The 22403-nt window shown below is 66.5% G+C and carries 22 protein-coding genes; 7 read left to right on the top strand and 15 right to left on the bottom strand.

Annotated features, from left to right (window positions below; genetic code table 11):
• Position 1: 1 nt before the first annotated feature.
• Positions 2-1057 carry a branched-chain amino acid ABC transporter permease gene (locus CUJ89_RS00530; RefSeq protein WP_114175408.1) on the bottom strand — a complete coding sequence of 352 codons (1056 nt, stop codon included), beginning with the start codon at positions 1055-1057 and terminating at the stop codon, positions 2-4.
• A gap of 200 nt (positions 1058-1257) precedes the next feature.
• On the bottom strand, positions 1258-2415 hold the full coding sequence (locus tag CUJ89_RS00525) for an ABC transporter substrate-binding protein (protein ID WP_114175406.1): 1158 nt from the start codon (positions 2413-2415) through the stop codon (positions 1258-1260).
• Between the two features lie 227 nt (positions 2416-2642).
• Here CUJ89_RS00525 and CUJ89_RS00520 point away from each other — a divergent pair, with 227 nt between their 5' ends.
• Positions 2643-3029, top strand: coding sequence for a hypothetical protein (locus tag CUJ89_RS00520; protein WP_152036565.1), 387 nt, complete (start codon positions 2643-2645; stop codon positions 3027-3029).
• Between the two features lie 490 nt (positions 3030-3519).
• Here the strand turns inward: CUJ89_RS00520 and CUJ89_RS00515 are convergent, their stop codons facing one another.
• The 6 genes from CUJ89_RS00515 to CUJ89_RS00490 form a co-directional block, all read right to left on the bottom strand.
• Positions 3520-4494, bottom strand: coding sequence for a branched-chain amino acid ABC transporter permease (locus tag CUJ89_RS00515; RefSeq protein ID WP_201752255.1), 975 nt, complete (start codon positions 4492-4494; stop codon positions 3520-3522).
• Positions 4494-5378, bottom strand: a complete 885-nt coding sequence (locus tag CUJ89_RS00510; RefSeq protein WP_031397096.1) for a branched-chain amino acid ABC transporter permease — start codon at positions 5376-5378, stop codon at positions 4494-4496. Before CUJ89_RS00510 ends, CUJ89_RS00515 begins: the two co-directional genes overlap by 1 nt.
• A 142-nt stretch (positions 5379-5520) precedes the next feature.
• Positions 5521-6720, bottom strand: coding sequence for an ABC transporter substrate-binding protein (locus CUJ89_RS00505; RefSeq protein ID WP_114175400.1), 1200 nt, complete (start codon positions 6718-6720; stop codon positions 5521-5523).
• 77 nt (positions 6721-6797) lie between these two features.
• Positions 6798-7553, bottom strand: coding sequence for an ABC transporter ATP-binding protein (locus CUJ89_RS00500; RefSeq protein ID WP_114175398.1), 756 nt, complete (start codon positions 7551-7553; stop codon positions 6798-6800).
• On the bottom strand, positions 7550-8329 hold the full coding sequence (locus tag CUJ89_RS00495; protein WP_114175396.1) for an ABC transporter ATP-binding protein: 780 nt from the start codon (positions 8327-8329) through the stop codon (positions 7550-7552). The genes CUJ89_RS00500 and CUJ89_RS00495 overlap by 4 nt, the downstream gene beginning before the upstream one ends.
• A 448-nt stretch (positions 8330-8777) precedes the next feature.
• Positions 8778-10463 carry a GMC family oxidoreductase gene (locus CUJ89_RS00490; RefSeq protein WP_114175394.1) on the bottom strand — a complete coding sequence of 562 codons (1686 nt, stop codon included), beginning with the start codon at positions 10461-10463 and terminating at the stop codon, positions 8778-8780.
• Positions 10464-10880: 417 nt separating this feature from the next.
• Here CUJ89_RS00490 and CUJ89_RS00485 point away from each other — a divergent pair, with 417 nt between their 5' ends.
• Together CUJ89_RS00485 and CUJ89_RS00480 are read left to right on the top strand one after the other, a co-directional pair.
• Positions 10881-11780: a LysR family transcriptional regulator gene (locus tag CUJ89_RS00485; protein WP_114175392.1), complete on the top strand. Its 900-nt coding sequence runs from the start codon at positions 10881-10883 to the stop codon at positions 11778-11780.
• A 158-nt stretch (positions 11781-11938) separates the two neighbouring features.
• A complete protein-coding gene (locus CUJ89_RS00480) occupies positions 11939-12472 on the top strand; it encodes a class IV adenylate cyclase (RefSeq protein ID WP_114175390.1) in 534 nt (177 codons plus the stop codon).
• Between the two features lie 54 nt (positions 12473-12526).
• Here the strand turns inward: CUJ89_RS00480 and CUJ89_RS00475 are convergent, their stop codons facing one another.
• Positions 12527-13012 (bottom strand): Lrp/AsnC family transcriptional regulator, encoded by a 486-nt coding sequence (locus tag CUJ89_RS00475; protein WP_034188251.1) that lies wholly within the window; start codon positions 13010-13012, stop codon positions 12527-12529.
• Positions 13013-13150: 138 nt separating this feature from the next.
• Here CUJ89_RS00475 and phhA point away from each other — a divergent pair, with 138 nt between their 5' ends.
• Together phhA and CUJ89_RS00465 are read left to right on the top strand one after the other, a co-directional pair.
• Positions 13151-14038: a phenylalanine 4-monooxygenase gene (phhA, locus tag CUJ89_RS00470; RefSeq protein ID WP_236654905.1), complete on the top strand. Its 888-nt coding sequence runs from the start codon at positions 13151-13153 to the stop codon at positions 14036-14038.
• A 138-nt stretch (positions 14039-14176) separates the two neighbouring features.
• On the top strand, positions 14177-14485 hold the full coding sequence (locus CUJ89_RS00465; RefSeq protein ID WP_114175384.1) for a 4a-hydroxytetrahydrobiopterin dehydratase: 309 nt from the start codon (positions 14177-14179) through the stop codon (positions 14483-14485).
• A 92-nt stretch (positions 14486-14577) separates the two neighbouring features.
• Here CUJ89_RS00465 and CUJ89_RS00460 read toward each other — a convergent pair whose 3' ends face one another.
• Positions 14578-14808 (bottom strand): DUF3717 domain-containing protein, encoded by a 231-nt coding sequence (locus tag CUJ89_RS00460; RefSeq protein ID WP_114175382.1) that lies wholly within the window; start codon positions 14806-14808, stop codon positions 14578-14580.
• A 123-nt stretch (positions 14809-14931) separates the two neighbouring features.
• On the opposite strand from CUJ89_RS00460, the gene CUJ89_RS00455 reads away from it, so the two are divergent.
• Both CUJ89_RS00455 and CUJ89_RS00450 read left to right on the top strand, forming a co-directional pair.
• Positions 14932-15624: a response regulator transcription factor gene (locus CUJ89_RS00455; RefSeq protein WP_006401494.1), complete on the top strand. Its 693-nt coding sequence runs from the start codon at positions 14932-14934 to the stop codon at positions 15622-15624.
• A 118-nt stretch (positions 15625-15742) separates the two neighbouring features.
• Positions 15743-17227 carry a sensor histidine kinase gene (locus tag CUJ89_RS00450; protein ID WP_114175380.1) on the top strand — a complete coding sequence of 495 codons (1485 nt, stop codon included), beginning with the start codon at positions 15743-15745 and terminating at the stop codon, positions 17225-17227.
• Positions 17228-17359: 132 nt separating this feature from the next.
• Here the strand turns inward: CUJ89_RS00450 and CUJ89_RS00445 are convergent, their stop codons facing one another.
• From CUJ89_RS00445 to CUJ89_RS00425, 5 genes are all read right to left on the bottom strand, one after another.
• Positions 17360-17890, bottom strand: a complete 531-nt coding sequence (locus CUJ89_RS00445) for an SET domain-containing protein (protein ID WP_114175378.1) — start codon at positions 17888-17890, stop codon at positions 17360-17362.
• A gap of 180 nt (positions 17891-18070) precedes the next feature.
• On the bottom strand, positions 18071-19183 hold the full coding sequence (locus tag CUJ89_RS00440) for an NADH:flavin oxidoreductase/NADH oxidase (RefSeq protein ID WP_114175376.1): 1113 nt from the start codon (positions 19181-19183) through the stop codon (positions 18071-18073).
• A 213-nt stretch (positions 19184-19396) separates the two neighbouring features.
• On the bottom strand, positions 19397-20107 hold the full coding sequence (locus CUJ89_RS00435; protein ID WP_114178436.1) for a glutamine amidotransferase: 711 nt from the start codon (positions 20105-20107) through the stop codon (positions 19397-19399).
• A 28-nt stretch (positions 20108-20135) separates the two neighbouring features.
• Positions 20136-20774, bottom strand: coding sequence for a MarR family winged helix-turn-helix transcriptional regulator (locus tag CUJ89_RS00430; RefSeq protein WP_114175374.1), 639 nt, complete (start codon positions 20772-20774; stop codon positions 20136-20138).
• 507 nt (positions 20775-21281) lie between these two features.
• A complete protein-coding gene (locus tag CUJ89_RS00425) occupies positions 21282-22397 on the bottom strand; it encodes a YbdK family carboxylate-amine ligase (RefSeq protein WP_034183814.1) in 1116 nt (371 codons plus the stop codon).
• Between the last annotated feature and the right edge of the window lie 6 nt (positions 22398-22403).

The raw sequence follows: 22403 nt of genomic DNA, 5'->3' as shown, positions 1-22403 counted from the left end.
GTCACTCCTCTTCCTCTTCCGCGTGCGGCGTCGCGAAGCTCCGCCACAGCAGCACCGGAATGATCAGCGTGAACACGATCACCTCCTTGTATGCGCTCGCCCAGAACGACGAATACGATTCGAGCACGCCGACGAGCAGCGAGCCGGCGGCCGCGAGCGGATAGCTGACGAGCCCGCCGATGATCGCGCCGACGAAGCCCTTCAGGCCGATCAGGAAACCCGAGTCGTAGTAGATCGTCGTCAGCGGGCCGACGAGAATCCCGGACAGCACGCCGAGCCCCGCCGCGAACGTGAACGCGAGCCGCCCTGCTTCGGTCGTGCCGATGCCGACGAGCTGCGCACCGAGCCGGTTCACCGACGTCGCGCGCAGCGCCTTGCCCGCGATCGTGCGGCCGAAGTACACGTAGAGCGCACCGATCAGCACGATTGCCGTAACGACGACCAGGATGCTCTGTGCCGACACCGTCATGCTGCCGATCGACAGCGACGCATCCGAGAATCCGTTGGTGCGCGAACCTTCCGCACCGAACATCACGAGCCCAAGGCCGACCATCGCGAAATGGACGGCAACCGACACGATCAGCAGCAGCAGCGTCGTGCCTTCCGCGATCGGCTGGTACACGAGCCGATAGACGAACGGCCCCATCGGCACGACGATCGCGAGCGTCAGCGCGATCTGCGCAAGCATCGGCAGCGGCTGCGCGGCAAAGCTGTGCGTGATCGCGAACACCGCGAGCGGCAGCAGGATGTAGCGGCTGCCGAGCGTCGCGAGCGTGCGGCCGAGTTGATGGCGGCGTTCGCGATGCCGAATCAGGCCGCCGACTTCGAGCAGGAAGCACGCGATGCCCATCACGAACAACAGCCAGCAGGTGGCGGGGAATTTCTGCGCCTGCAACGCCGCAAGCGTCAGCGCACCGTAGGCGACGAATTCGCCCTGGGGAATGAAGATCACCCGCGTGACGGAAAACACCAGTACGAGCGCCAGCGACAACAATGCGTAAATGGCGCCGGTCGTGATGCCGTCTTGCGCGAGGATCGCCGCAATCGAGAGATCCATACGTTTCGTATATCGAGAATGCTGCGGAGAAACGGCGACGGGAACGGCCGGAGCGCACGGACGGCAAGATCGGCACGTCAGGCGCCACGCGGCGAGCCCCGGTGGTTCCATGCGGCACGGGCGCGGCCCGTCAGGCCCGGCGCCCTGCCGACGGCGCGCGCGGCGCCATTCGCGCCGTGCACGCCGGTTTCACGTGATGCTCAGTCGGCCTGCAACTTCCACTTGCCGTCGACGATCTGCACCATCACGCGCGCACGCGTGTCGAAGCCGTTGTGATCGGTCGTCGTCATGTTGATCACGCCGTGCGACACGGGCAGGTCCTTCACGCTCTCGAGCGACGCGCGCAGCGCTTCGCGGAACGCCTCGGACCCCGGCTGCCCCTTCTTCAGCGCGTCGGGAATCGCACGCTGCAGCAGCAGCCCCGCATCCCACGCATGGCCGCCGAACGTCGACAGCGAGCCCGCGCCGTAGGCCTTCTCGTACGCGGCCTTGTACCCGAGTGCCGCCTTCTTCACCGGGTTCGAATCGGGGAGCTGGTCGGTCACGAGCACCGGGCCGGCCGGCAGGATCTCGCCTTCGCAATCCTTGCCGCACACGCGCAGGAAGTCGTTGTTCGCGACGCCGTGCGTCTGGTACACCTTGCCCTTGTAGCCGCGCTCCTTCAGCGTCTTGGCCGGCAGCGCCGCCGGCGTGCCGGAGCCGGCGATCAGCATCGCATCGGGATTCGAGCCCATCAGCTTCAGCACCTGCCCCATCACCGACGCGTCGGTACGGTTGTAGCGCTCGTTCGCCACGACCTTCAGGCCGTTCTTCGCGGCCGCCGCGTCGAACGTTTTGTACCAGCTGTCGCCGTACGCATCGGCGAAGCCGATGAAGCCGACCGTCTTCACGCCGTGCTTCGCCATGTAGCCGGCAATCGCATCGGCCATCAGCTGGTCGTTCTGCGGCACCTTGAACATCCATGCACGCTTCGCGTCCATCGGCGCGATGATCTGCGCACTCGCCGCGAGCGAGATCGTCGGCGTCTTGCCCTGCGACACGGGGTCGAGCATCGCGAGCGAGTTCGGCGTGACGGACGAGCCGATGATCGCGTCGACGTGGTCTTCGTCGATCAGCTTGCGGACGTTCTGCACCGCGCGGCTCGTGTCGGATGCGTCGTCGAGCACGATGTACTGCACGCTCTTGCCCGCGATTTCCTTCGGCAGCAGCGCAATCGTGTTCTTTTCCGGAATCCCGAGCGATGCAGCCGGCCCGGTGGCCGACAGCGTCACGCCGATCTTCACCTGCGCCGACGCCGTTGCCGCCGCACACACGAGGCCCGCGGCGAGCACGGCTTCCATCCATCGATTCATCTTCATTTACGTTGTCTCCAAACGCTGCTCGAAAAAGCCACGGGGCGCTCGGGCGGCTCCCGGTCCCCAAACAAGTTAATAATTTAACTATCTCGCCTTGCCGCGCCTACGCTCGTTTTCCCGTGAAACGCCGCCCCCGCGACAGGGCCCGGACGGCACCACGCACGCACGCGCCGCGTACCGGCCGAAACGGTCGTTCGACCGCCACGATGCGCAGCAGCAGTGTCGTCAGGATGAAGAAAGCGAAGAAATGCGGGATCGTGCGGGCGATCGATGCATGCGCAACGATCGTCGGAAGGCGCGTCGATCCGGCCTGGCACGGCCGTGTACGCGAGCGGCGAAATAGCGGAAAGCCGGCGGTTCATGCGAATGCGGATACGGATGCGAACGCAACGACCAGAGATGGCACCGGAACGCCCATACGGGCGGCAGAGCGGCTCGGGAAAGCCGCGATGACCCACGGCGCACCCCATGACGAACGAGCGGCGCCAGCCGCCCTTCCTGCCCCGATCCACCGCCCTGCGCTTCTCATCCAACCGTACTCCCTCTTCTGCATTCTGCTTGTAGGAGAACTGCCGACCGATTTTCCCGACCGCGCGGTCGGCGAAAGCCGAGTGTAACGGACGCCTTTCCCGCACGCCAACCGGGTAAGCCCGGACAGCCTGCGCAGGGTTGCGCGCCGTCTGCGACCGGATTGCGGGACAAGGAAAAACGGGGGACGCGGCGAAGCGCGGAAGAGTTGCGGTGCGAACGCAAGCGCGAAATACGGCACTTGCGCAGGACGATGCACCAGCGGTGAGAATCCGTGCACGCAAATGAAAAAGCGCTGTTGGATTCCGTCCAACAGCGCTTTGGGGCCGGGCACTTTGTGCCTCGATTGTCTCCTCGTTCTCCACCTGCAAATTCGTTTCGCGGTGCATCAGAACTGAAACGAAGATTAATGGACCTTTCACCCTGCGACAACTTAGCATTTACCCCTATGGTGCATCGCCGCACGAAAATGGGGCGCCAGCCTGCCGCGCGGCGCCGGCCCGAGCCCGCTGCGACGCCCTTCCGACGCGTGCCGGATGGTGCTTCGCATCAACGTGTCGCGACGTGCGCGGCACGCGCTCAGGACGCCCTGAGCGGCTTGATCCGCGCGACCATCTCGCCGACGATGCCGCGCCGGAATGCAAGCACGCATGCGATGAAAATCAGCCCCGTGACGATCGTCGCCGATTCGCCGAGCGAATGGAACCACGCGACGCCCGTCGTCGACGCGAGCCATTCGCCGATGTCGCCGAGCCGGTCTTCCAGCGCGACGATCAGCGCCGCCCCCAGCAGCGGCCCGAACAGCGTGCCCATCCCGCCGACCAGCGTCATCAGCACGACGAGGCCCGACATCGTCCAGTACGCATCGGAGAGCGTCTCGAAGCCGAGCACGAGCACCTTCAGCGAGCCGGCCAGCCCCGCGAGCCCGGCCGACAGGATGAACGCGAGCAGCTTGAAACGGTCGGTGTCATAGCCGAGCGAGATCGTGCGCGCCTCGTTCTCCTTGATCGCGACGAGCACCTGGCCGAACGGCGAATGGACGACCCGCACGATGAATGCGCAAGCGGCGACGACCACCGCCAGCACGACGTAGTACAGCGCGACGTCGTTCGACAGGTCGAGCAGCCCGAACAGATGACCGCGCGGCACGCCCTGCAGGCCGTCCTCGCCGTGCGTGAACGGCGCCTGCAGGTAGATGAAGTAGACCATCTGCGCGAACGCGAGCGTGATCATCGCGAAGTAGATGCCCTGCCGGCGGATCGCGAACAGCCCGACGACGAGCCCGAGCAGCGTCGCGGCGACGATGCCCGCGAGTACGCCGAGCTCCGGCGTGAAACCGAGCGTCTGCATCGAATAGCCGGTCGCGTAGCCGGCGGTCGCGAGAAACATCGCATGACCGAACGACAGCAGCCCCGTATAGCCGATCAGCAGGTTGAACGCGGCCGCGAACAGCGCGAACGTGAGCACCTTCATCACGAACACCGGATACGCGCCGATGAACGGCGCGGCGAGCAGTGCGGCAAGCAGCACGCCGTAGAGCACTTTTCTCTGCATCATTTTTCCTTGCCGAAGAGGCCCGCCGGGCGGAACAGCAGCACGATCGCCATGATCACGAACACGACCGTCGCCGACGCTTCGGGATAGAACACGCGCGTGAAGCCTTCGATCACGCCGAGCAGCAGGCCCGTGACGATCGAGCCGAGAATCGAGCCCATCCCGCCGATCACGACCACCGCGAACACGGTGATGATCATCGGCTGGCCCATCAGCGGCGACACCTGGATCACCGGTGCGGCCAGCACGCCCGCGAACGCGGCGAGCGCGACGCCGAAGCCGTAGGTGAGCGTGATCATCATCGGCACGTTCACGCCGAACGCCTCGACCAGCTTCGGATTCTCGGTGCCCGCGCGCAGGTATGCGCCGAGGCGCGTCTTCTCGATCACGAACCACGTCGCGAGGCACACCGCGAGCGACGCGACTACCACCCACGCGCGGTAGTTCGGCAGGAACATGAAGCCGAGGTTGGTTGCGCCGGAAAGCTGCGACGGCACGTCGTACGGCTGGCCTGACGATCCGTAGATCGACCGGAACACGCCTTCGACGACCAGCGTGAGGCCGAACGTGAGCAGCAACCCGTACAGGTGATCGAGCTTGTACAGCCAGCGCAGCATCGAGCGCTCGATCACGATCCCGAACGCGCCGACGACCAGCGGCGCCAGCACGAGCATCGCCCAGTACGGCAGCCCGAAGTACGACAGGCCCATCCACGCGAGCATCGCGCCCAGCATGAACAGCGCGCCGTGCGCGAAGTTGATCACGTTGAGCAGCCCGAAGATCACCGCGAGCCCGAGGCTCAGGATCGCGTAGAACGAGCCGTTGACGAGCCCGAGCAGCAACTGGCTCAGCATCGCCGGCAACGGAATGCCAAAGATTTCCATCGACTTAGCCGTCAGAATGAGTTTCGTTGCGCGCGCAACCTCTGTGCGGCAACCTTCGTGCGCTGCGCACGCGGGCGGCGCAGCGGGCACATCGCTGCGGCCGCCGCCGCGCGGCGCGCCTGCGCGCGCCGCCATGCCGCGCTTACTTCCACAACGCGCAGCGCGATTCCTTCTTGGTCCCGAACGCCTGTTCGCCCGGAATCGTCGCGAGCACCTTGTAGTAGTCCCACGGCTCCTTCGATTCCGACGGCTTCTTCACCTCCATCAGGTACATGTCGTGGATCATGCTGCCGTCCGTGCGGATGTAGCCCTTCGCGTAGAAGTCGTTGATCTTGATCTTCTTCAGCTCGGCCATCACCTTGTCGGAATCGGTCGTGCCGGCGGCCTGGACGGCCTTCAGGTAGGTCGTCACCGACGAGTAGTCGGCCGCCTGCAGGCTCGACGGCATCTTCTTCATCTTGCCGAAGTAGCGCTGCGCCCACTGGCGCGACGCCGCGTCGCGGTTCCAGTACCAGCTGTCGGTCAGCACGAGGCCCTGGGTCGTCTCGAGGCCCAGGCTGTGCACGTCGTCGATGAACATCAGCAGCGCGGCGAGCTTCATCGTCTTCGTGATGCCGAACTCCTTCGCGGCCTTGATCGCGTTGATCGTGTCGCCGCCCGCGTTCGCGAGACCGAGGATCTGCGCCTTCGACGCCTGTGCCTGCAGCAGGAACGACGAGAAATCCGACGCGGACAGCGGGTGGCGCACCGCACCGAGCACCTGGCCGCCGTTCGCCTTCACGACATCCGACGTGTTCTTCTCGAGCGCCTTGCCGAACGCATAGTCGGCGGTCAGGAAGAACCACGTCTTGCCGCCCTGCTTCACCACCGCCGAACCGGTGCCCTTCGCGAGCGCCATCGTGTCGTACGCATAGTGGACCGTGTACGGCGTGCACTGCTCGTTGGTCAGCGTATCGGCGCCCGCGCCGATGTTGATGTAGACCTTCTTCTTCTCGGCCGCGACCTGGTTCATCGACAGCGCCGTGGCAGAGTTCGTGCCGCCGACCAGCAGGTCGAGCCCGCCGCGATCCATCCATTCGCGCGCCTTCGATGCGGCGATGTCGGCCTTGTTCTGGTGATCGGCATAGACGACCTCGATCGGCTTGCCGAGCACCTTGCCGCCGAAGTCGGCAACCGCCATGCGGATCGCCTCCAGGCCGCCCTGCCCGTCGATGTCCGCGTAAAGCCCCGACATGTCGGTGATGAAGCCGATCTTCACGGTATCCGCGGCATGGGCGGCGCCGGCGGTGAACGCGGCGGTCGCGAGCGCGAGACAGGCGTGTGCGAGGGTCTTCATTTTCATTGACGTCTCCTGTTGTTCTGATGCGTTGTGGTTATTCGAGGGCCGCCACGGCTAGCGGCAAGAGAAATGGGGCGGCGTCACACCCCGAGCAGGTCATGCAGGGTCGGCATCTTGCGTTCCAGTTCGGCCGCGCGGAAATGCTCGACGATGCTGCCGTGCTCCATCACGTAGAACCGGTCGGCGAGCGGCGCGGCGAAGCGGAAATTCTGTTCGACCATCACGATCGTGTAGCCGCGTGCCTTCAGCGCGACGATCATCCGTGCGAGCGTCTGCACGATCACCGGCGCGAGGCCTTCGGAAATCTCGTCGAGCAGCAGCAGGTTCGCGCCGGTGCGCAGGATCCGCGCGACCGCGAGCATCTGCTGCTCGCCGCCGGACAGCCGCGTGCCCTGGCTCTGCCGGCGCGACGCGAGGTTCGGAAACATCGCGTAGATCTCGTCGAGCGACATCGCGTGCTCGCGCGGCCCGATCGGCGGCGGCAGCATCAGGTTCTCCTCGCACGACAGGCTCGAGAAAATCCCGCGCTCCTCCGGGCAGTAACCGATGCCGAAATGCGCAATGCGGTGCGTCGCGAGGCCGATCGTCTCGTTGCCCGCGACCTTGATCGACCCGCTGCGGCGGCCCGTGAGGCCCATGATCGCGCGCAGCGTCGTCGTGCGGCCCGCGCCGTTGCGGCCGAGCAGCGTGACGACCTCGCCGCGATGCACCGTCAGGTCGACACCGTGCAATATGTGGGATTCCCCGTACCAAGCCTCCAGGCCCGTGATCTCCAGCGCGGGCGTACCGCTTTCGACGCCGCTCAATTCGCGTTCCTCCCGTTCGCTGTGCTTCATGCGTGCGCCCCCGCGAGCGCCGCGTCGGCGCTGCCCATGTAGGCCTCGATGACAAGCGGATTCTTCGACACCTCCGCATACGAGCCTTCGGCCAGCACCTCGCCGCGTTGCAGGACGGTGATCGTGTCGGAGATGCCTGCGATCACGTTCATGTTGTGCTCGACCATCAGGATCGTGCGGCCGCTCGCGACCTTCTTGATCAGCGCGGTCACGCGGTCGACATCCTCGTGGCCCATCCCCTGCGTGGGCTCGTCGAGCAGCATCAGTTCGGGTTCCATCGCGAGCGTGGTCGCGATCTCGAGCGCGCGCTTGCGGCCGTATGCGAGCTCGACCGTCGGCACATTCGCGAAATCGGTGAGGCCGACCTGCGTGAGCAGGTCCATCGCGCGATCGTCGAGCCGCTTCAGCGTGCGTTCGCTGCGCCAGAAGTGGAATTCGGTGCCGAGTGCACGCTGCAGGCCGATGCGCACGTTCTGCAGCGCGGTGAGGTGCGGGAACACGGCCGAAATCTGGAACGAGCGGATGATGCCGCGCCGCGCGACCTGCGCGGGCCGCTCGTCGGTAATGTCGATCCCGTTGAAGACGATCTGGCCGGCCGTCGGTGTCAGGAACTTGGTGAGGAGGTTGAAGCAGGTGGTCTTGCCCGCGCCGTTCGGCCCGATCAGCGCGTGGATCGCACCGCGACGCACACGCAGGTTGACGCCGCTCACGGCGGTGAAACCCCTGAATTCCTTCGTCAGTCCGCGTGTTTCCAGAATCGTGTCGCCGAGAATCATGTTCCCTTCCGTACGAAGTCAGGCGAAGCACCGGGAAGCCTGGCAAGCGACCGCGAACAGGTCAGCGGATCAGCGCGCTGCCCCCGGGCGCCGTGGTACGCCTCGAGGGTGGTCTCCCGCGCCGACGCGTATGCACATTGCGCAACATTGTCGCGCCGTTGGTGCAGTGCAATCATCGGGATTTGCACTTATAGGGCTGGCCGCCATGTCGCGTGCAGCCGTGCACGGTTTTTCGCCACGCTTTTTTGACACGTGCATCATCGACGGTCGACCACCCGCATGGCCCGGCACACGCGCAACGAAAAAAGCCGCGCGGCTGCGCGGCTTGCATGGATCTTGCCGTTCGAACCGCCGTCATCGGCACGACCGATGCAACGGCAGCTTGTTTCGCATATCGAATCAGCGGGCGCCAGCATGACGGCCCGCTGTCGCGCGTGTCAGGGTTCCGTCACGCGGCTGTCACCGCCGGCTCCGTTCGCACCGGCGTCGCGTCGCGCGCTGCGCGGCGATCGGCACGGATCATGTCGCTCGCGCGCTCGGCGATCATCAGCGTCGGCGAATTGGTGTTGCCCGATGTAATGAACGGCATCACCGACGCATCGACGATCCGCAGACCGGCGATGCCGCGCACGCGCAGCCGGCTGTCGACGACCGCGCGTTCATCATCGGCACGCCCCATCCGGCAGGTGCCGACCGGATGGAAGATCGTCGTGCCGACGGCGCCGGCCGCATCGATCAGCTCGGCCTCGGTCCGATACTGCGCGCCCGGGAGGATTTCCTCGGGACGGTAGCGCGCGAGCGCCGGCGCGGACGCGATCCGTCGCGTGAGGCGCAGCGCGTTCGCGGCGACATGGCGATCCTGGTCGGTCGACAGATAGTTCGGCGCGATCGCGGGCGCCATGCCCGGATCGGCGCTTGCGATATGCACGCTGCCGCGCGACGTCGGCCGCAGATGGCACACGGACGCGGTAAACGCGTTGAAGCTGTGCAGCGGCTCGCCGAAGCGTTCGAGCGACAGCGGTTGCACGTGGTATTCGAGATCGGGGCGCGTGAGCGCGGGATCTTCGGAATCGGATTTCGCGAATGCGCCGAGCTGCGACGGCGCCATCGACATCGGCCCGCGCTGCAGCAACGCATATTCGGCGCCGATCATCAGCTTGCCCCACCAGTGTGCGGAAAGCGTGTTGAGCGTGCGCACGCCTTCGACGCGAAACGCCATCCGCAATTGCAGGTGATCCTGCAGGTTTTCGCCGACGCCCGGCAGATCCTGCACGACGTCGATGCCGAGCGCCTGCAGCCGCCGGCCGCAGCCGACGCCCGACAGTTCAAGCAGCTGCGGCGAATTCACGGCGCCGGACGTCAGCAGCACTTCCGAGCGCGCCCGCGCGACGTAATCGGTGCCGCCGCCGTGATACTCGACGCCCACCGCGCGCCGCCCGTCGAAGATCACGCGCTGCGCCTGCGCGCCGGTGATCACGGTCAGGTTCGGGCGCGCCATCGCGGGCCGCAGGAACGCTTTCGACGTATTCCAGCGCACGCCGCGCTTCTGGTTCACCTCGAAATAGCCGACCCCCGAATTGTCGCCGCGGTTGAAATCGTCGGTGGCGGGGATGCCCGTCTGCTGCGCGGCCTGCGCGAACGATTCGAGGATCTCCCAGCGCAGCCGCTGCTTCTCGACGCGCCAGTAGCCGCCTGCACCGTGCGCGTCGCTCGCGCCCGCGTGGTGATCCTCGCTGCGCTTGAAGATCGGCAGCACGCTGTCCCACGACCAGCCGGCGTCGCCGGTTTCCTGCGCCCAGCCGTCGTAATCCTCGCGCTGGCCGCGCATGTAGATCATTCCGTTGATCGACGAGCAGCCGCCCAGCACGCGGCCACGCGGATACGCCAGCGCGCGGCCGTTGAGCGCCGCTTCGGGTTGCGTCTTGTATAGCCAGTCGGTGCGCGGGTTGCCGATGCAATACAGATAGCCGACCGGGATGTGGATCCAGTGATAGTCGTCCTTGCCGCCCGCTTCGAGCAGCAGCACGTGGATGTCGGGATCCTCGGTCAGGCGGTTCGCGAGCACGCAGCCCGCGGTGCCTGCGCCGACGATCACGTAATCGAATTCGCCTTCGAGCGTGCGTTGAGTAGTCACTGCTTGTCTCCTGTCGACCCGAGTTAGTGCTTTAGCACTTACTCGGGTCCCATGGCGTGGCTGGATGGAGTTAGCGCTTCAGCGCTTACTCCATCCCCACGGCGGTCGACCCGAGTTAGCGCTTTAGCGCTTACTCGGGCCCCATGGCGTGGCTGGATGGAGTTAGTGCTTTAGCGCTTACTCGGGTCCCATGGCGTGGTTGGATGGAGTTAGCGCTTCAGCGCCTACGCAGGCCCCATGCAAAGCCCATTGTTGTGCGCCGCGCGGCGCGATGCCGCGCGTCATTTCCAGCATAGTGCGTCGCGGGCCGCGCGCGCGGCCCCGCGCACCACGACCGGTGAAGCGTACTCCGGCTGCCGGCCGCCGATCCAATGAGTTATGCTGAACTGCGTTATAAGCTGCGCTCATATCACGACGATGGATCTCACCCTGCTCCGCGCGTTCGCGACGGTCGCGCGCGAAGGCAACCTGACGCGCGCCGCCGCGCAACTGCACCTGACGCAGCCGGCCGTCAGCCTGCAGATCAAGCATCTGCAGGAAACGCTCGGCGTCGCGCTGTTCACGCGCACGTCGCGCGGGCTCGCGCTCACGCGCGACGGCCAGACGCTGCTGCCGCATGCGGAACGCGCGCTCGCCGCGGCCGCCGACGTACAGCGTGCCGCTGCTGCGCTGCGGCACGAGGTGCGCGGCCGGCTGCGGATCGGCACGATTCTCGATCCGGGCTTCCTGCGGCTCGGCGGCTTCCTGCGCGCGCTGGTCGAGACCCATCCGCAGATCGAGACCGCGCTGCGGCACGGGATGTCGGGCTGGGTGATCGAACAGGTGCGCGCGCAGGCGCTCGACGTCGGCTACTACATCGGCCGGCCGGGCGAGGACGATCCGCTCGACGGCGCGCTGTTCCACACCGTCACGCTCACGCATTTCCAGTACCGCGTGCTCGCGCCGGCCGGCTGGAAGGAGCGCGTGCAGCGCGCGCACGACTGGCGTGCGCTCGCCGCGCTGCCGTGGATCTGGACGCCGCCGGCGTCCGCGCACCACCGGCTGCTGTCGCGGCGCTTCGCGGACGCCGGCGCGCAGCCCGTGAAGGTTGCCGAGGTCGACCAGGAGCAGTCGATGCTCGACCTCGTCAAATCGGGCATCGGGTTGACGCTCGCGCGCGACTCGACCGCGCTGGCCGAAGCGCACGCGCATGCGCTGACGATCGTCGAGCGCGTGACGGTGCCGACCGAACTGACGTTCGTGACGCTCGCCGAGCGGCGCGACGAACCGGCGATCGCGGCCGCGCTGCGGCTGATCGAAGCGCAGTGGGCGATATGAGCGGTGCTGATGAAGGCGCGGCCGGCCGTGTGTCGGGCGCCGCCGGGCACGCACGCGTCATCTCGCCACGCCCCCCGCCCGTCGTCACGCCACCGCCCCCGCCTTTTTGCTAGATTGTGCGTTCGCACACCGCGAGACCCCGATTGAAGGAGATCCGCATGGCCCGCAACATCGAGATCAAAGCCCGCGCCCGCGAATTCGACCAGCTGCGCGAACGCGCGGCGACGCTCGCGACCGACGCGCCGCTGTTCTATCGCCAGCAGGATTTCTTCTATGACGTGCCGCGCGGCCGGCTGAAGCTGCGCCGCTTCGAGGACGGCACGCCGGCCGAACTGATCTTCTACCAGCGCGACGACCGCGACGGCCCGAAGGCGTCGTACTACACGCGCAGCCCGGTGACGAATCCCGACGCGATGCACGCGCTGCTCGCGACCGCGCTGACCACACGCGGGATCGTGACGAAGGAACGGCACGTCTACCTCGCGGGCCGCACGCGCATCCACCTCGACCGCGTCGACGGCCTCGGCGATTTCATCGAACTGGAAGTCGTGCTCGGCCCCGACGACGACGAAGCCGGTGGCGAAGCCGAAGCGCACGACGTGTTCACGAAGCTCGGCGTGTCGCAGGACGATCTCGTCGCGGTCGCGTACGTCGACCTGCTGAACGCCGACACGCAGCACGAGGCGGCCTGATCCGGCCCTGCCGGCGGCGGTGCGGCCTGCGGCGCCTTCAGCCCCGGCGCCGCGTCACGCGGCGCCGGGCGCCAGATGCGCGAGCGGCAGCGCGCCGTTGCGCTTGAAGGTCGTCAGCACGATGTTCGAGCGCACGCTGTCGACGCCCGGCACGCGCATCAGCTTCTTCATCACGAACTGCGACAGCGCGTTCAGGTCGGGCGCGACGATCCGCAGCAGGTAGTCGGCATCGCCCACGACGGCATGGCATTCGAGCACTTCGGGCAGCACGTCGATCTGCTGCTGGAACTGCTCGATGATCGAATCGCCGTGGTGCTTGAGCTTCAGGCTCGTGAACGCGGTGACGCCGAGCCCGAGCCTTTCGGGGCGCAGCATCACGCGGTAGCCTTCGATCACGCCCGCCGCCTCGAGCCGCTGCAACCGCCGGCCGATCTGCGACGGCGACAGCGGCACCTCCTCGCCGAGCTGCTGATGCGTCGCGCGACCGAAGCGCTGCAGTACGTCCAGCAGCGCGAGATCGAAGTGATCGAGTTCCAGCATGAGTATTCTCCGCATCGATTCGTTATTTGATGCGCGATTATCGCATCATCAAGCGAATCAACGCCAATTTTGCGCCCATTCCGCGCGCGGGCCGCTCTACACTTGCATGGTTCCCAACCACGCGTGCAGAGCCTGATCATGTCCACCGTCGTCACCGCGAAACTGCAGGAGCAGTTCGACGCGGGCCTCGAAACCCGCGCAGATTTCACCATCGACCAGCCGCTGGCGCGCTACGGCCAGGTCGACCATGCGGTGTGGAAACAGCTCTATGCGCGCCAGTCGGCGCTGCTGCGCGGGCGCGCCTGCGACGCGTTCGTCGCGGGGCTCGGCAAGATCGACCTGCCGGCGGATCGCGTGCCGTCGTTCGCCGACGTGAACCGCCAGTTGAAGCCCGCGACGGGCTGGGAGATCGTCGCGGTGCCGGGCCTCGTGCCCGACCGCGTGTTCTTCGAGCACCTCGCGAACCGGCGTTTTCCGGTCACCTGGTGGATGCGCCGTCCCGACCAGCTCGACTACCTGCAGGAACCCGACTGCTTCCACGACCTGTTCGGCCACGTGCCGCTGCTGATCGACCCGGTGTTCGCCGACTACATGCAGGCGTACGGCCGTACCGCGCTCGCGGTCGCCGACGACGCAGCGGCGCTTGCGCGGCTCGCGCGGCTCTACTGGTATACGGTGGAATTCGGGTTGATCCGCGACCCGCGCGGCACGAACGGGCTGTCGATCTACGGTGCCGGGATCGTGTCGAGCAAGGGCGAAAGCCTGTACAGCCTCGAAAGCGCGGCGCCGAACCGGCTCGGTTTCGACCTCGAGCGCGTGATGCGCACGCAGTACCGGATCGACACGTTCCAGAAGACCTATTTCGTGATCGACGATTTCGCGCAGCTGTTCGCGCTCGCCGACGTAGACGGCCGCGCGCTGGCCGACCGGCTGGCGGCGCTGCCCGAATTCGCGGCCGGCGCGGTGCTCGATACCGACCGCGTGCTGCACCGCGGCACCGGCGAAGGCTGGCCCGACGACGCGTGACGCGCCAACGCGCACTGGATGCGCGTACCGGATGGCCGTCGCCGGATGCCCGTCGCCCAACTATGAAACAATGAACGGCGCCGGCTTCGCCGCGCGGCCTCTGCCGTGCGCGGGCGCCGTTACCGAACGAGGTGCAAGATGATCCACAAGCTCACATCAGAAGAACGCAAGACCCGGCTCGAAGGCCTGCCGCTCTGGACGGCCATGCCGGGCCGCGACGCGATCCAGCGCAGCCTGCGCTTCGCCGATTTCAACGAAGCATTCGGCTTCATGACGCGCGTCGCGATCAAGGCGCAGGAAATGAACCACCATCCGGAATGGTTCAACGTGTACAACCGCGTCGACGTCACGCTGTCGACCCACGACGCCGACGGCCTGACCGAACGCGACATCGAACTGGCGCTGTTCATCGACCAGGCCGGCGCGCACGCGCGACCGGCCGCCTGAGCCCTGCCTCTACCGCCGCGCGTCTTTCGATGCGCGGCGCGTCAACTTTTCATTTCGATGAACGTTTTCTAGGATGTAGTCAGCGAAAGCCTTCAGCTTTCCAAGCCATCCTTAAGGCGCACGTAAGTCTCGTACGCTTTCCGCGCTTTGGGGTCCAAACCTTCCAGTTGCAGCGCGCCTTCGCGCTGTACAATCAGCAGCGCATACGGCTTGGAGAGCGCGCTGGCCTCTTCGCAGAGTTTGAGTTCGTCGCCGCTCGACGGCGAGCGGGCGCGCCAGAAATTGATCGCGGCTTCAAGGTCGTTGATCGAAATATCGGACATGATTGGATTTAATCGTTCGCTGGCCGCCATGCTTGATTGTCAGGTGATGCGGCGCCCCTGTGGAAACGGCGTCGTGCTGTCCGCGTGCCTGAACCGCCAACCCATTGTACTTGAGCGAACTTCATGCGACTCCTTCTGATCGAAGACGACCGCCCCATCGCACGCGGTATCCAGAGCAGCCTCGAGCAGGCTGGCTTCACCGTCGACATGGTGCATGACGGCATTTTTGCCGAACAGGCGCTGGCACAAAACCGCCACGAACTCGTGATCCTCGACCTCGGCCTGCCGGGCATCGACGGGATGACGCTGCTCACGCGCTTCCGCCAGACCAACCGCCACACGCCCGTGATCGTACTGACCGCGCGTGACGAACTGAACGACCGGATCCAGGGCCTGAACTCCGGCGCCGACGACTACATGCTCAAGCCGTTCGAGCCGGCCGAGCTCGAAGCGCGCATCCGCGCGGTGATGCGCCGCAGCGGCCCGCACAGCGACATGCCGCGTCCGGAAGTGTCGCTCGGCGGCGTCCGCCTGTCGGGCGTCGACCGCCGCATCTTCAACGACGACAAGCCGCTCGAACTGTCGCCGCGCGAATTCGCGGTGCTCGAAATGCTGCTCCTGCGTCATGGCCGCGTCGTCAGCAAGGCCCAGCTGCAGGATCACCTCACGCACTTCGGCGGCGATCTCGGCGACACCGCGATCGAAGTCTATGTGCACCGCGTGCGCAAGAAACTCGAGCAGTGCCGTGTCGAAATCGTCACGGTGCGCGGCTTCGGCTACCTGCTTCAGGAAATCCGCCAGACGGCGAGCGTCTGAGCGGCGCCGCGCGCCGGCCGGCCGCGTGCCGCCGGCGTATGCGCCCTGCTCCGCGTCGCCACCCGGCGCACGACCGCGCCGCTCCCCGTGAGCGGCGCTTATCCATTTGCCCGTCGACATGTCTCCTGATCCGGCTGTGACCACCAGCCTGCGCCGCTCGCTGCTCCGGCGCCTCGCCGCACCGCTGTCGATGCTCGCGCTGATGAGCGGCCTGATCGCCTACTGGCTCGCGTGGCAATACACGCAGCACGTGATCGACCGCTCGCTCGCCGATCTCGCGACCGCCATCTCCAAACAGATCCAGATCGCCGGCCCCGACGCGCCGTTCACGGTGCCGCCGCTCGCGCAGGCGATGTTCTCCGATCCCGCCGAAGCGCTGATCTACCGGATCAGCGACGGCGAGCAGGAACTCGCCGGCGATCCGAAGCTGCCGCTGCGGGGCATCAACGTGCGCCGCATGCATCACGCGTACGTGTTCGAGGCCGAGTACGACAACCGCGCGGTGCGGGTCGCGCAGGTGCGCGTCGACAACGTCGAGGGCGGCAAGCCGATGGTCGTCGAGGTCGCGCAGCCGGTGCGGCACCGCTACCGGATCGCAGCCGAATTCCTCGTCGCGATCATGATGCCGCTGCTGCTGCTGCTGCTCGCGGGCTGGGGCATCGTATGGCGCGTGGTGAACCAGCAGCTCGGCCCGCTCACGCATCTCGCCGATTCGCTGAACCGGCAGACCCACACGTCGCTGGAACCGGTCGACGAAACCGAAGTGCCGCTCGAGATCCGGCCGCTGACGAGCGCGATGAACGCGCTGCTCGGTCGCCTGAAGACCGCGCTCGACGCGCAGCGCAAGTTCATCGCCGATGCCGCGCACCAGTTGCGCACGCCGCTCACGGCTGTGAAGCTGCATGCCGAGCAGGCAGCCGTCGCGCGCGACCCGCACCAGACCTACGCCGCGGTGCGCGAACTGCGCGCGGCCGCCGACCGCGCGGTGCGGCTGTCGAACCAGTTGCTATCGCTCGCCCGCGCGGAACCGGGCGAACAGGCCGCGCGGTTCGTCGACGTCGACCTCGCGGCGATGGCGTTCGAGACGGGCGCCGAATGGGTGCCGCGCGCGCTCGCGTCGCATGTCGACCTCGGCTTCCAGCGCAGCGACGAACCCGACGACGACGAGAAGCTGACCGTGCGCGGCAACCCGGTGCTGTTGCGCGAAGTGATCGCAAACTTGCTCGACAATGCGCTGAAATACGTGCCGCTCGCGCGGCCGTACGGCGCGCGGATCACGCTGAACGTCGCGCGCAGTGCGCTCGACGACGGCCAGCCGGCTGCCGAGATCGTCGTCGAAGACAACGGCCCGGGCGTGCCCGCGAACCAGCAGGCCGACCTGTTCAAGCGATTCTTCCGCGGCGACGCGCAAAGCGGCAATGGCGTGGAGACAGGTGCCGGGCTCGGGCTCGCGATCGTGCACGACATCATCGCGATGCATGGCGGCACCGTGTCGTACGAGGATGCGTCGGAAGGCGGCTCGCGCTTCGTGGTGAAGGTGCCGCTCGTCGGGCGCACGGAGACGCCGGCCAGCGAAACGCCGGCCGCCGCGTCGACGCACTGAGCGATTCCCCAGGCGATCCGCGTCGGGTGCCCGTCGACCGGGCCGCCCGACGGGCAAGGAATCGGAAAGGACTGCCGCGCAACGCGGCAGCCGTCTGCCGAAGCGGCAGCGCTCGGTGCGCCGCCGTCGGCATTACTTCCTGTTTTTCTTGTCCTTCGACCTGGGCTCGGACTTGCCGTCCTTCTTGTCCTTCTTCTTTTTCTTCTTCCCGCCGTCGTCCGACGTCGCGAGCAACGTGCCGCGGCACGCGGCCGCACCGCAATGACACGCGTATTCGCGCTTGAGCGTCTTTGTCAGCTTCGCGTCGATCACCAGGCCGTAGTCGTAGAACAGCTCCTCTTCCGGCCCGATGTCGCGCAGCGCGTGGATGTACACGCGGCCTTTGACTTCCTCGGCTTCGCAGTTCGGCGCGCACGAATGGTTGATCCAGCGCGCGCTGTTGCCGTCGATCTTGCCGTCGATTACGCCGCCTTCGTCCAGTGCGAAGTAGAACGTATGGTTCGGCTCGCTCGGATCGTGCGGATGGCGACGCAGCGCTTCCTTCCACGAAATTCGCTCGCCCTTGTATTCCACTACACGCTCGCCGGACTTGATCGGCGCCACGGCGAACACGCCCTTGCCGTGTACTCCCGAGCGGCGCACCGCGATCCTGCGTGAACTCATCGAACGAATCCTTGTGAAGACGACTTGAATGGAAGACGGCCGCGATCGCGGCCTGGCGTCGCGCAAAACGAAAACGCGGCACCGGTTGGTGCCGCGTCGGGGCATGCGGCGAATCACCCGCATCCTACACGTTCGCGATTGCTTCGTTCAACATCGCGCGCAATATTGCGTGCCTGAAGCTCAACGCTGGCCGAATGCGATGTCGCCGAACAACGCCTTGTGCTCGCGCGGCTGCGAGCGCCAGTATTGCGGCGGCGCCGTCACCTGCGCGCCGAGCTCGGCCGCCGCATGCCACGGCCAGCGCGGGTCGTACAGCATCGCGCGCGCCATCGCGATGAAATCGGCATCGCCGGTCTCGATGAGCCGGTTCGCATGCGCCGGGTCGTTGATCAGGCCGACCGCCATCGTCGGCATACCGACCGCGCGCTTCACGGCCTGCGCGAACGGCACCTGGTAGCCGGGCGACAGCGGAATCTTCTGCAGCGGCGACACACCGCCGGACGACACGTCGATCCAGTCGCAGCCGCGGCGCTTCAGTTCGTGCGCGAACGCGATCGTATCGTCGAGCTCCCAGCCGCCTTCGACCCAGTCGGTCGCGGACACGCGCACGCCGACCGGCCGGTCTTCCGGAAACGCCGCGCGTACGATCTCGAAGATCTCGAGCGGAAAACGCATCCGGTTTTCGAGCGAGCCGCCGTATTCGTCGGTGCGCTGGTTCGCGAGCGGCGACAGGAACTGGTGCAGCAGGTAGCCATGCGCCGCGTGCACTTCGATCGCGTCGATGCCCAGCCGCGCGGCACGCTTCGCGGCGGCCGCAAACGCTTCGCGGATCCGGTTCAGGCCCGCGGCATCGAGCGCGAGCGGCGGCGTCTCGCCGTCCTTGTGCGGCACGGCCGACGGTGCTTGTGGCAGCCAGCCGCCGTCGGCGACGGACACGAGCTGACCGCCCTGCCATGGCACGTCGCTCGACGCCTTGCGTCCCGCATGCGACAGCTGCATCGCGATGCGGACCGGCGAATGCTTGCGGATCGCAGCCAGCACGGGCTTCAGCGCGGCTTCGGTCACGTCGTCCCAGAGGCCGAGGTCGCCATGCGTGATGCGCCCGTCGGGTTCCACGGCGGTCGCCTCGATGCAGAGCAGCCCCGCGCCCGACAGCGCGAGATGGCCGAGGTGAATCATGTGCCAGTCGGTCGCTTCACCCCGCTCGGCCGAATACTGGCACATCGGGGAGATCACGATCCGGTTCGGAAGGGTCACGCCGCGCAGCGTGAACGGAGAAAACAGCGCAGTCATGGAGGCCGCTCGCCAGGAAAGGGAAAGAGCGGACGAGCGTAGCACGCAGGCCCGAAGCGTGCAGATGGCGCGGCCGGCAGTAAGCGGATGGTCAGGTACGGCCGGCAGCAGGTTGCCGGCGATGCGGGAAATGCGTGACCCGCAGCGATGCGCCGGCCTCCAACGAGTGCAGGCCGGGCAACAGGCGCGCCGCGAATGGCACCGCCCGTGGCGTCAGAGCCCGACGCTGTCGAGCCACTCCGCGAACATGTGTCGCGCGGCCGTCTCGAGCGCGGGGCCGTGCTGCGCGGTATCGGCGCGCAACTGGCGTGCGTCGACGCCGGGCGTCGATGCGATTTCGCCGGCGTTCGCGATCAGCCACGGTTCGAAGCGGTCGGTGCGGATTTCCGGATGGCATTGCAGCGCCAGCACGTGCTGCCCCCAGGCGAATGCCTGGTGGCGGCAGGCCGGCGTCGACGCGAGATGGATCGCGCCGCCCGGCAGGTCGAACGTATCGCCATGCCAGTGCAGCATCGACGTCGCCGCGCCATCGAGATGGCGCAGCGGCGACGCGCGGCCGGCATCGGTGAGCGTCAGCGGCGCCCAGCCGAGTTCGTGCTGCGCAGCCGGATAGACGCGCGCACCGAGCGCACGGGCGATGAACTGCGCGCCGAGGCAGATGCCGAGGATCGGCAGCCCCGCGTCGATGCGCTGGCGCACGAGCGCCGCGAGCGGCGCGATCGTCGGATACTGCGCATCGTCGTACACGCTGAGCGGCCCGCCGAGCACGACGAACAACGACGGCACGAGCACGTCGAGTACCTCGACCCGCGACGAGCCGACGTCGACGTAGCGCACCCGCCGGCCCCGTTCGCCGAGCACCTGCTCGAAGCTCCCGAGGTCCTCGAAATGCACGTGACGGATCGCCACGACTTCAGCGTTCATCATCGGCCTCCCGGTCGATCGACGGACGTCAGCCTGCGAAAATCTTCCAGGTCTTCTTCTGCGTCGCCGCGTCGGCTTCTTCCTGCACCGAGCAGTCGAGACGCAGGTCGCTGTCGGACATCGAGATATCGAGCGCCTCGCAGTAATGCACGGTCTTCTTCGACAGCTTGCCCGGCTTGAAGTGGGCGCACGTCACGCACATGCGCTGCGGCGGCGTCGCACCGGCGACCTGCAGTTCGCGCAGGGTCTTCAGCAGCGCGCGATACAGCGCGCCCTGCTCGTCCGCGCCGAGCTTGCCGACCGCTTTCGTCAGGAATTCAGGCCATTGCAGCGCCTTCTTCGCGGCCGTCCGGCCACGGGCCGACAGGCGCACGGCCAGCGCGCGGCCATCGTCCAGCGCACGGCGCTTCTCGACGAGCCCCTTCGTCTCGAGCGTGCTGACCGCATCGCTCGTGGTCGCCGCGGTGAGCTGCGTCTCGCGCGCGATCTCGCCGAGCCGCATCGGGCCCTTGCGCTGCAGCAGCAGCACGAGAATCTCGCCCTGCGTCGGCGTAAGGCCTGCGCCTTCCGCCCAATCCCATGCCTCGCTTCGCATGGCCGTACTCAACCGCAGCAGGCTGTGGGTCACACGTCCCGCAGCCTGATTCCCGTAAACGCCTTCGCTCATAGTCTTTTCGCTTTGCCGCCGCCCGGGTTGCCGAGCAGCCGTAGTGTGGAGATCGAATGTCTATCTCAAAACAGACGCACTCTTGCAAGTGAGTCAGCACGGCCGTCGCGAGGCACACGCGGCGGTCGCGTTCGCGGCGACCGGTGAGACACGCGTCGTTCCGGTGTCCGCAAAGCCGACATTCTAAGCGAGAGCGGAAAATCGCACAGCTAAGTTATCCCCTGCATTCTGTGGAAAATCGCTGGATAACTGAAATTTTTCGTTGTGCCTGCTATGCCGCGCACCCGCGGAACGGGGCGCGCCAGCATTTTCCTGCTCGGATCGGCCATCGGGTCGATGGCAATGATCCACCGGGTTATCCAGCCCGCAGACCGTTGACTTTTCAGCGGAATATTGGGTTATCCACAGATTTTCAGGACGACTGGCAACGATTTCGTCTTGAAACGATGCCGACCGTCGTTCAGCGAATCGCGACGCGGTCGAGCCTGCAATCTGCAAAACATATTTTCATTCACGCCAACGTAAGCACTGCTGGCGGACCGTCTCGTTCAGCGATTTTTCCTGTTTGAAAACGGTTCTCAACCACGATGCGTCGTTCACGCGCGCCTTGGCAAGCGCGCCGATCTCGTCGAGCGCCGCGCGCGAACCGAGCGCGGCCGCATGCGGCGCGATCCGGTCGAGCGTGTCGAGGATGTCTTCCGCGATCGTCCGGCGTTCACCCGTCTGAGGATTCACGCAGGTGCCCTCGAGCCCGAAGCGGCACGCTTCGAAACGGTTGAACGTGTAGACGAGGTAGTCGTCCTCCGACAGCTTCAGCGGCCGGTCGGTCAGCAGGTAGCGCGCGAGCGTCTGGATGTAGCAGGCGATCGCCGCCGCGCGGTCGACCGACAGCGGCGTGTCCATCACGCGCACCTCGATCGTCCCGTAGCCGGGCTTCGGGCGGATGTCCCAGTAGAAGTCCTTCATCGAGTTGACGACGCCCGTGTTCACCATCTTCATGAAGTACTCCTCGAAGCTGTCCCAGGTCAGCACGAACGGCGCGCGGCCCGACAGCGGGAACGCGAACACCGAATTCAGGCGTGCCGAATGGAAGCCCGTGTCGACGTTCTGCACGAACGGCGACGACGCGGACAGCGCGATGAAGTGCGGAATGAAGCGTGACATCGAGTGCAGCAGGAACAGCGCGCTGTCGGGATCGGGACAGCCGATGTGCACGTGCTGGCCGAACACGGTGAACTGTTTGGCGAGATAGCCGTACAGCTCGGAGATGTACTGGAAGCGCGGCGCATCGTAGATCTGCCGGTCGCTCCATTGCTGGAACGCGTGCGTGCCGCCGCCGGCCAGCCCGACGTTGAGCTGGTCGGCCGCCTTCACGAGCACGTCGCGGATCGCGTGCAGTTCGCTGACCGCCTGCTCGTGCGAATGGCAGATGCCGGTCGACAGCTCGATCATGCTCTCGGTGATTTCCGGCGTGATGTTGCCCGGAAAGGTCTCGCCCTGGATCAGGCGCATCAGGTCGGATGCAGCCTTGGTCAGGTCGTAGTTGTGCGTGTTGACGACCTGGATCTCCAGTTCGACGCCGAACGTGAACGGCTCGGAATTGACGAAGGTTTCGAGTGCCATGGCAGG

This window comes from Burkholderia pyrrocinia, assembly GCF_003330765.1.
GTDB lineage: Bacteria > Pseudomonadota > Gammaproteobacteria > Burkholderiales > Burkholderiaceae > Burkholderia > Burkholderia pyrrocinia_B.
This window is presented reverse-complemented; position numbering and strand designations above follow the sequence as displayed.

Excerpts from the sequence above, each read along its gene's own strand:
- CUJ89_RS00440 (WP_114175376.1), bottom strand. The coding sequence starts at position 19,183 with ATGACTGCGCTGTTTTCTCCGTTCACGCTGCGCGGCGTGACCCTTCCG.
- CUJ89_RS00435 (WP_114178436.1), bottom strand. The coding sequence starts at position 20,107 with ATGAACGCTGAAGTCGTGGCGATCCGTCACGTGCATTTCGAGGACCTC.
- CUJ89_RS00520 (WP_152036565.1), top strand. The coding sequence starts at position 2,643 with ATGAAGAAAGCGAAGAAATGCGGGATCGTGCGGGCGATCGATGCATGC.
- CUJ89_RS00505 (WP_114175400.1), bottom strand. The coding sequence starts at position 6,720 with ATGAAAATGAAGACCCTCGCACACGCCTGTCTCGCGCTCGCGACCGCC.
- CUJ89_RS00430 (WP_114175374.1), bottom strand. The coding sequence starts at position 20,774 with ATGAGCGAAGGCGTTTACGGGAATCAGGCTGCGGGACGTGTGACCCAC.
- CUJ89_RS00525 (WP_114175406.1), bottom strand. The coding sequence starts at position 2,415 with ATGAAGATGAATCGATGGATGGAAGCCGTGCTCGCCGCGGGCCTCGTG.
- CUJ89_RS00475 (WP_034188251.1), bottom strand. The coding sequence starts at position 13,012 with ATGCTGGAACTCGATCACTTCGATCTCGCGCTGCTGGACGTACTGCAG.
- CUJ89_RS00465 (WP_114175384.1), top strand. The coding sequence starts at position 14,177 with ATGATCCACAAGCTCACATCAGAAGAACGCAAGACCCGGCTCGAAGGC.
- CUJ89_RS00500 (WP_114175398.1), bottom strand. The coding sequence starts at position 7,553 with ATGAAGCACAGCGAACGGGAGGAACGCGAATTGAGCGGCGTCGAAAGC.
- CUJ89_RS00510 (WP_031397096.1), bottom strand. The coding sequence starts at position 5,378 with ATGGAAATCTTTGGCATTCCGTTGCCGGCGATGCTGAGCCAGTTGCTG.
- CUJ89_RS00480 (WP_114175390.1), top strand. The coding sequence starts at position 11,939 with ATGGCCCGCAACATCGAGATCAAAGCCCGCGCCCGCGAATTCGACCAG.
- CUJ89_RS00450 (WP_114175380.1), top strand. The coding sequence starts at position 15,743 with ATGTCTCCTGATCCGGCTGTGACCACCAGCCTGCGCCGCTCGCTGCTC.
- CUJ89_RS00515 (WP_201752255.1), bottom strand. The coding sequence starts at position 4,494 with ATGCAGAGAAAAGTGCTCTACGGCGTGCTGCTTGCCGCACTGCTCGCC.
- CUJ89_RS00460 (WP_114175382.1), bottom strand. The coding sequence starts at position 14,808 with ATGTCCGATATTTCGATCAACGACCTTGAAGCCGCGATCAATTTCTGG.
- CUJ89_RS00425 (WP_034183814.1), bottom strand. The coding sequence starts at position 22,397 with ATGGCACTCGAAACCTTCGTCAATTCCGAGCCGTTCACGTTCGGCGTC.
- phhA (WP_236654905.1), top strand. The coding sequence starts at position 13,151 with ATGTCCACCGTCGTCACCGCGAAACTGCAGGAGCAGTTCGACGCGGGC.
- CUJ89_RS00455 (WP_006401494.1), top strand. The coding sequence starts at position 14,932 with ATGCGACTCCTTCTGATCGAAGACGACCGCCCCATCGCACGCGGTATC.
- CUJ89_RS00495 (WP_114175396.1), bottom strand. The coding sequence starts at position 8,329 with ATGATTCTCGGCGACACGATTCTGGAAACACGCGGACTGACGAAGGAA.
- CUJ89_RS00485 (WP_114175392.1), top strand. The coding sequence starts at position 10,881 with ATGGATCTCACCCTGCTCCGCGCGTTCGCGACGGTCGCGCGCGAAGGC.
- CUJ89_RS00445 (WP_114175378.1), bottom strand. The coding sequence starts at position 17,890 with ATGAGTTCACGCAGGATCGCGGTGCGCCGCTCGGGAGTACACGGCAAG.
- CUJ89_RS00530 (WP_114175408.1), bottom strand. The coding sequence starts at position 1,057 with ATGGATCTCTCGATTGCGGCGATCCTCGCGCAAGACGGCATCACGACC.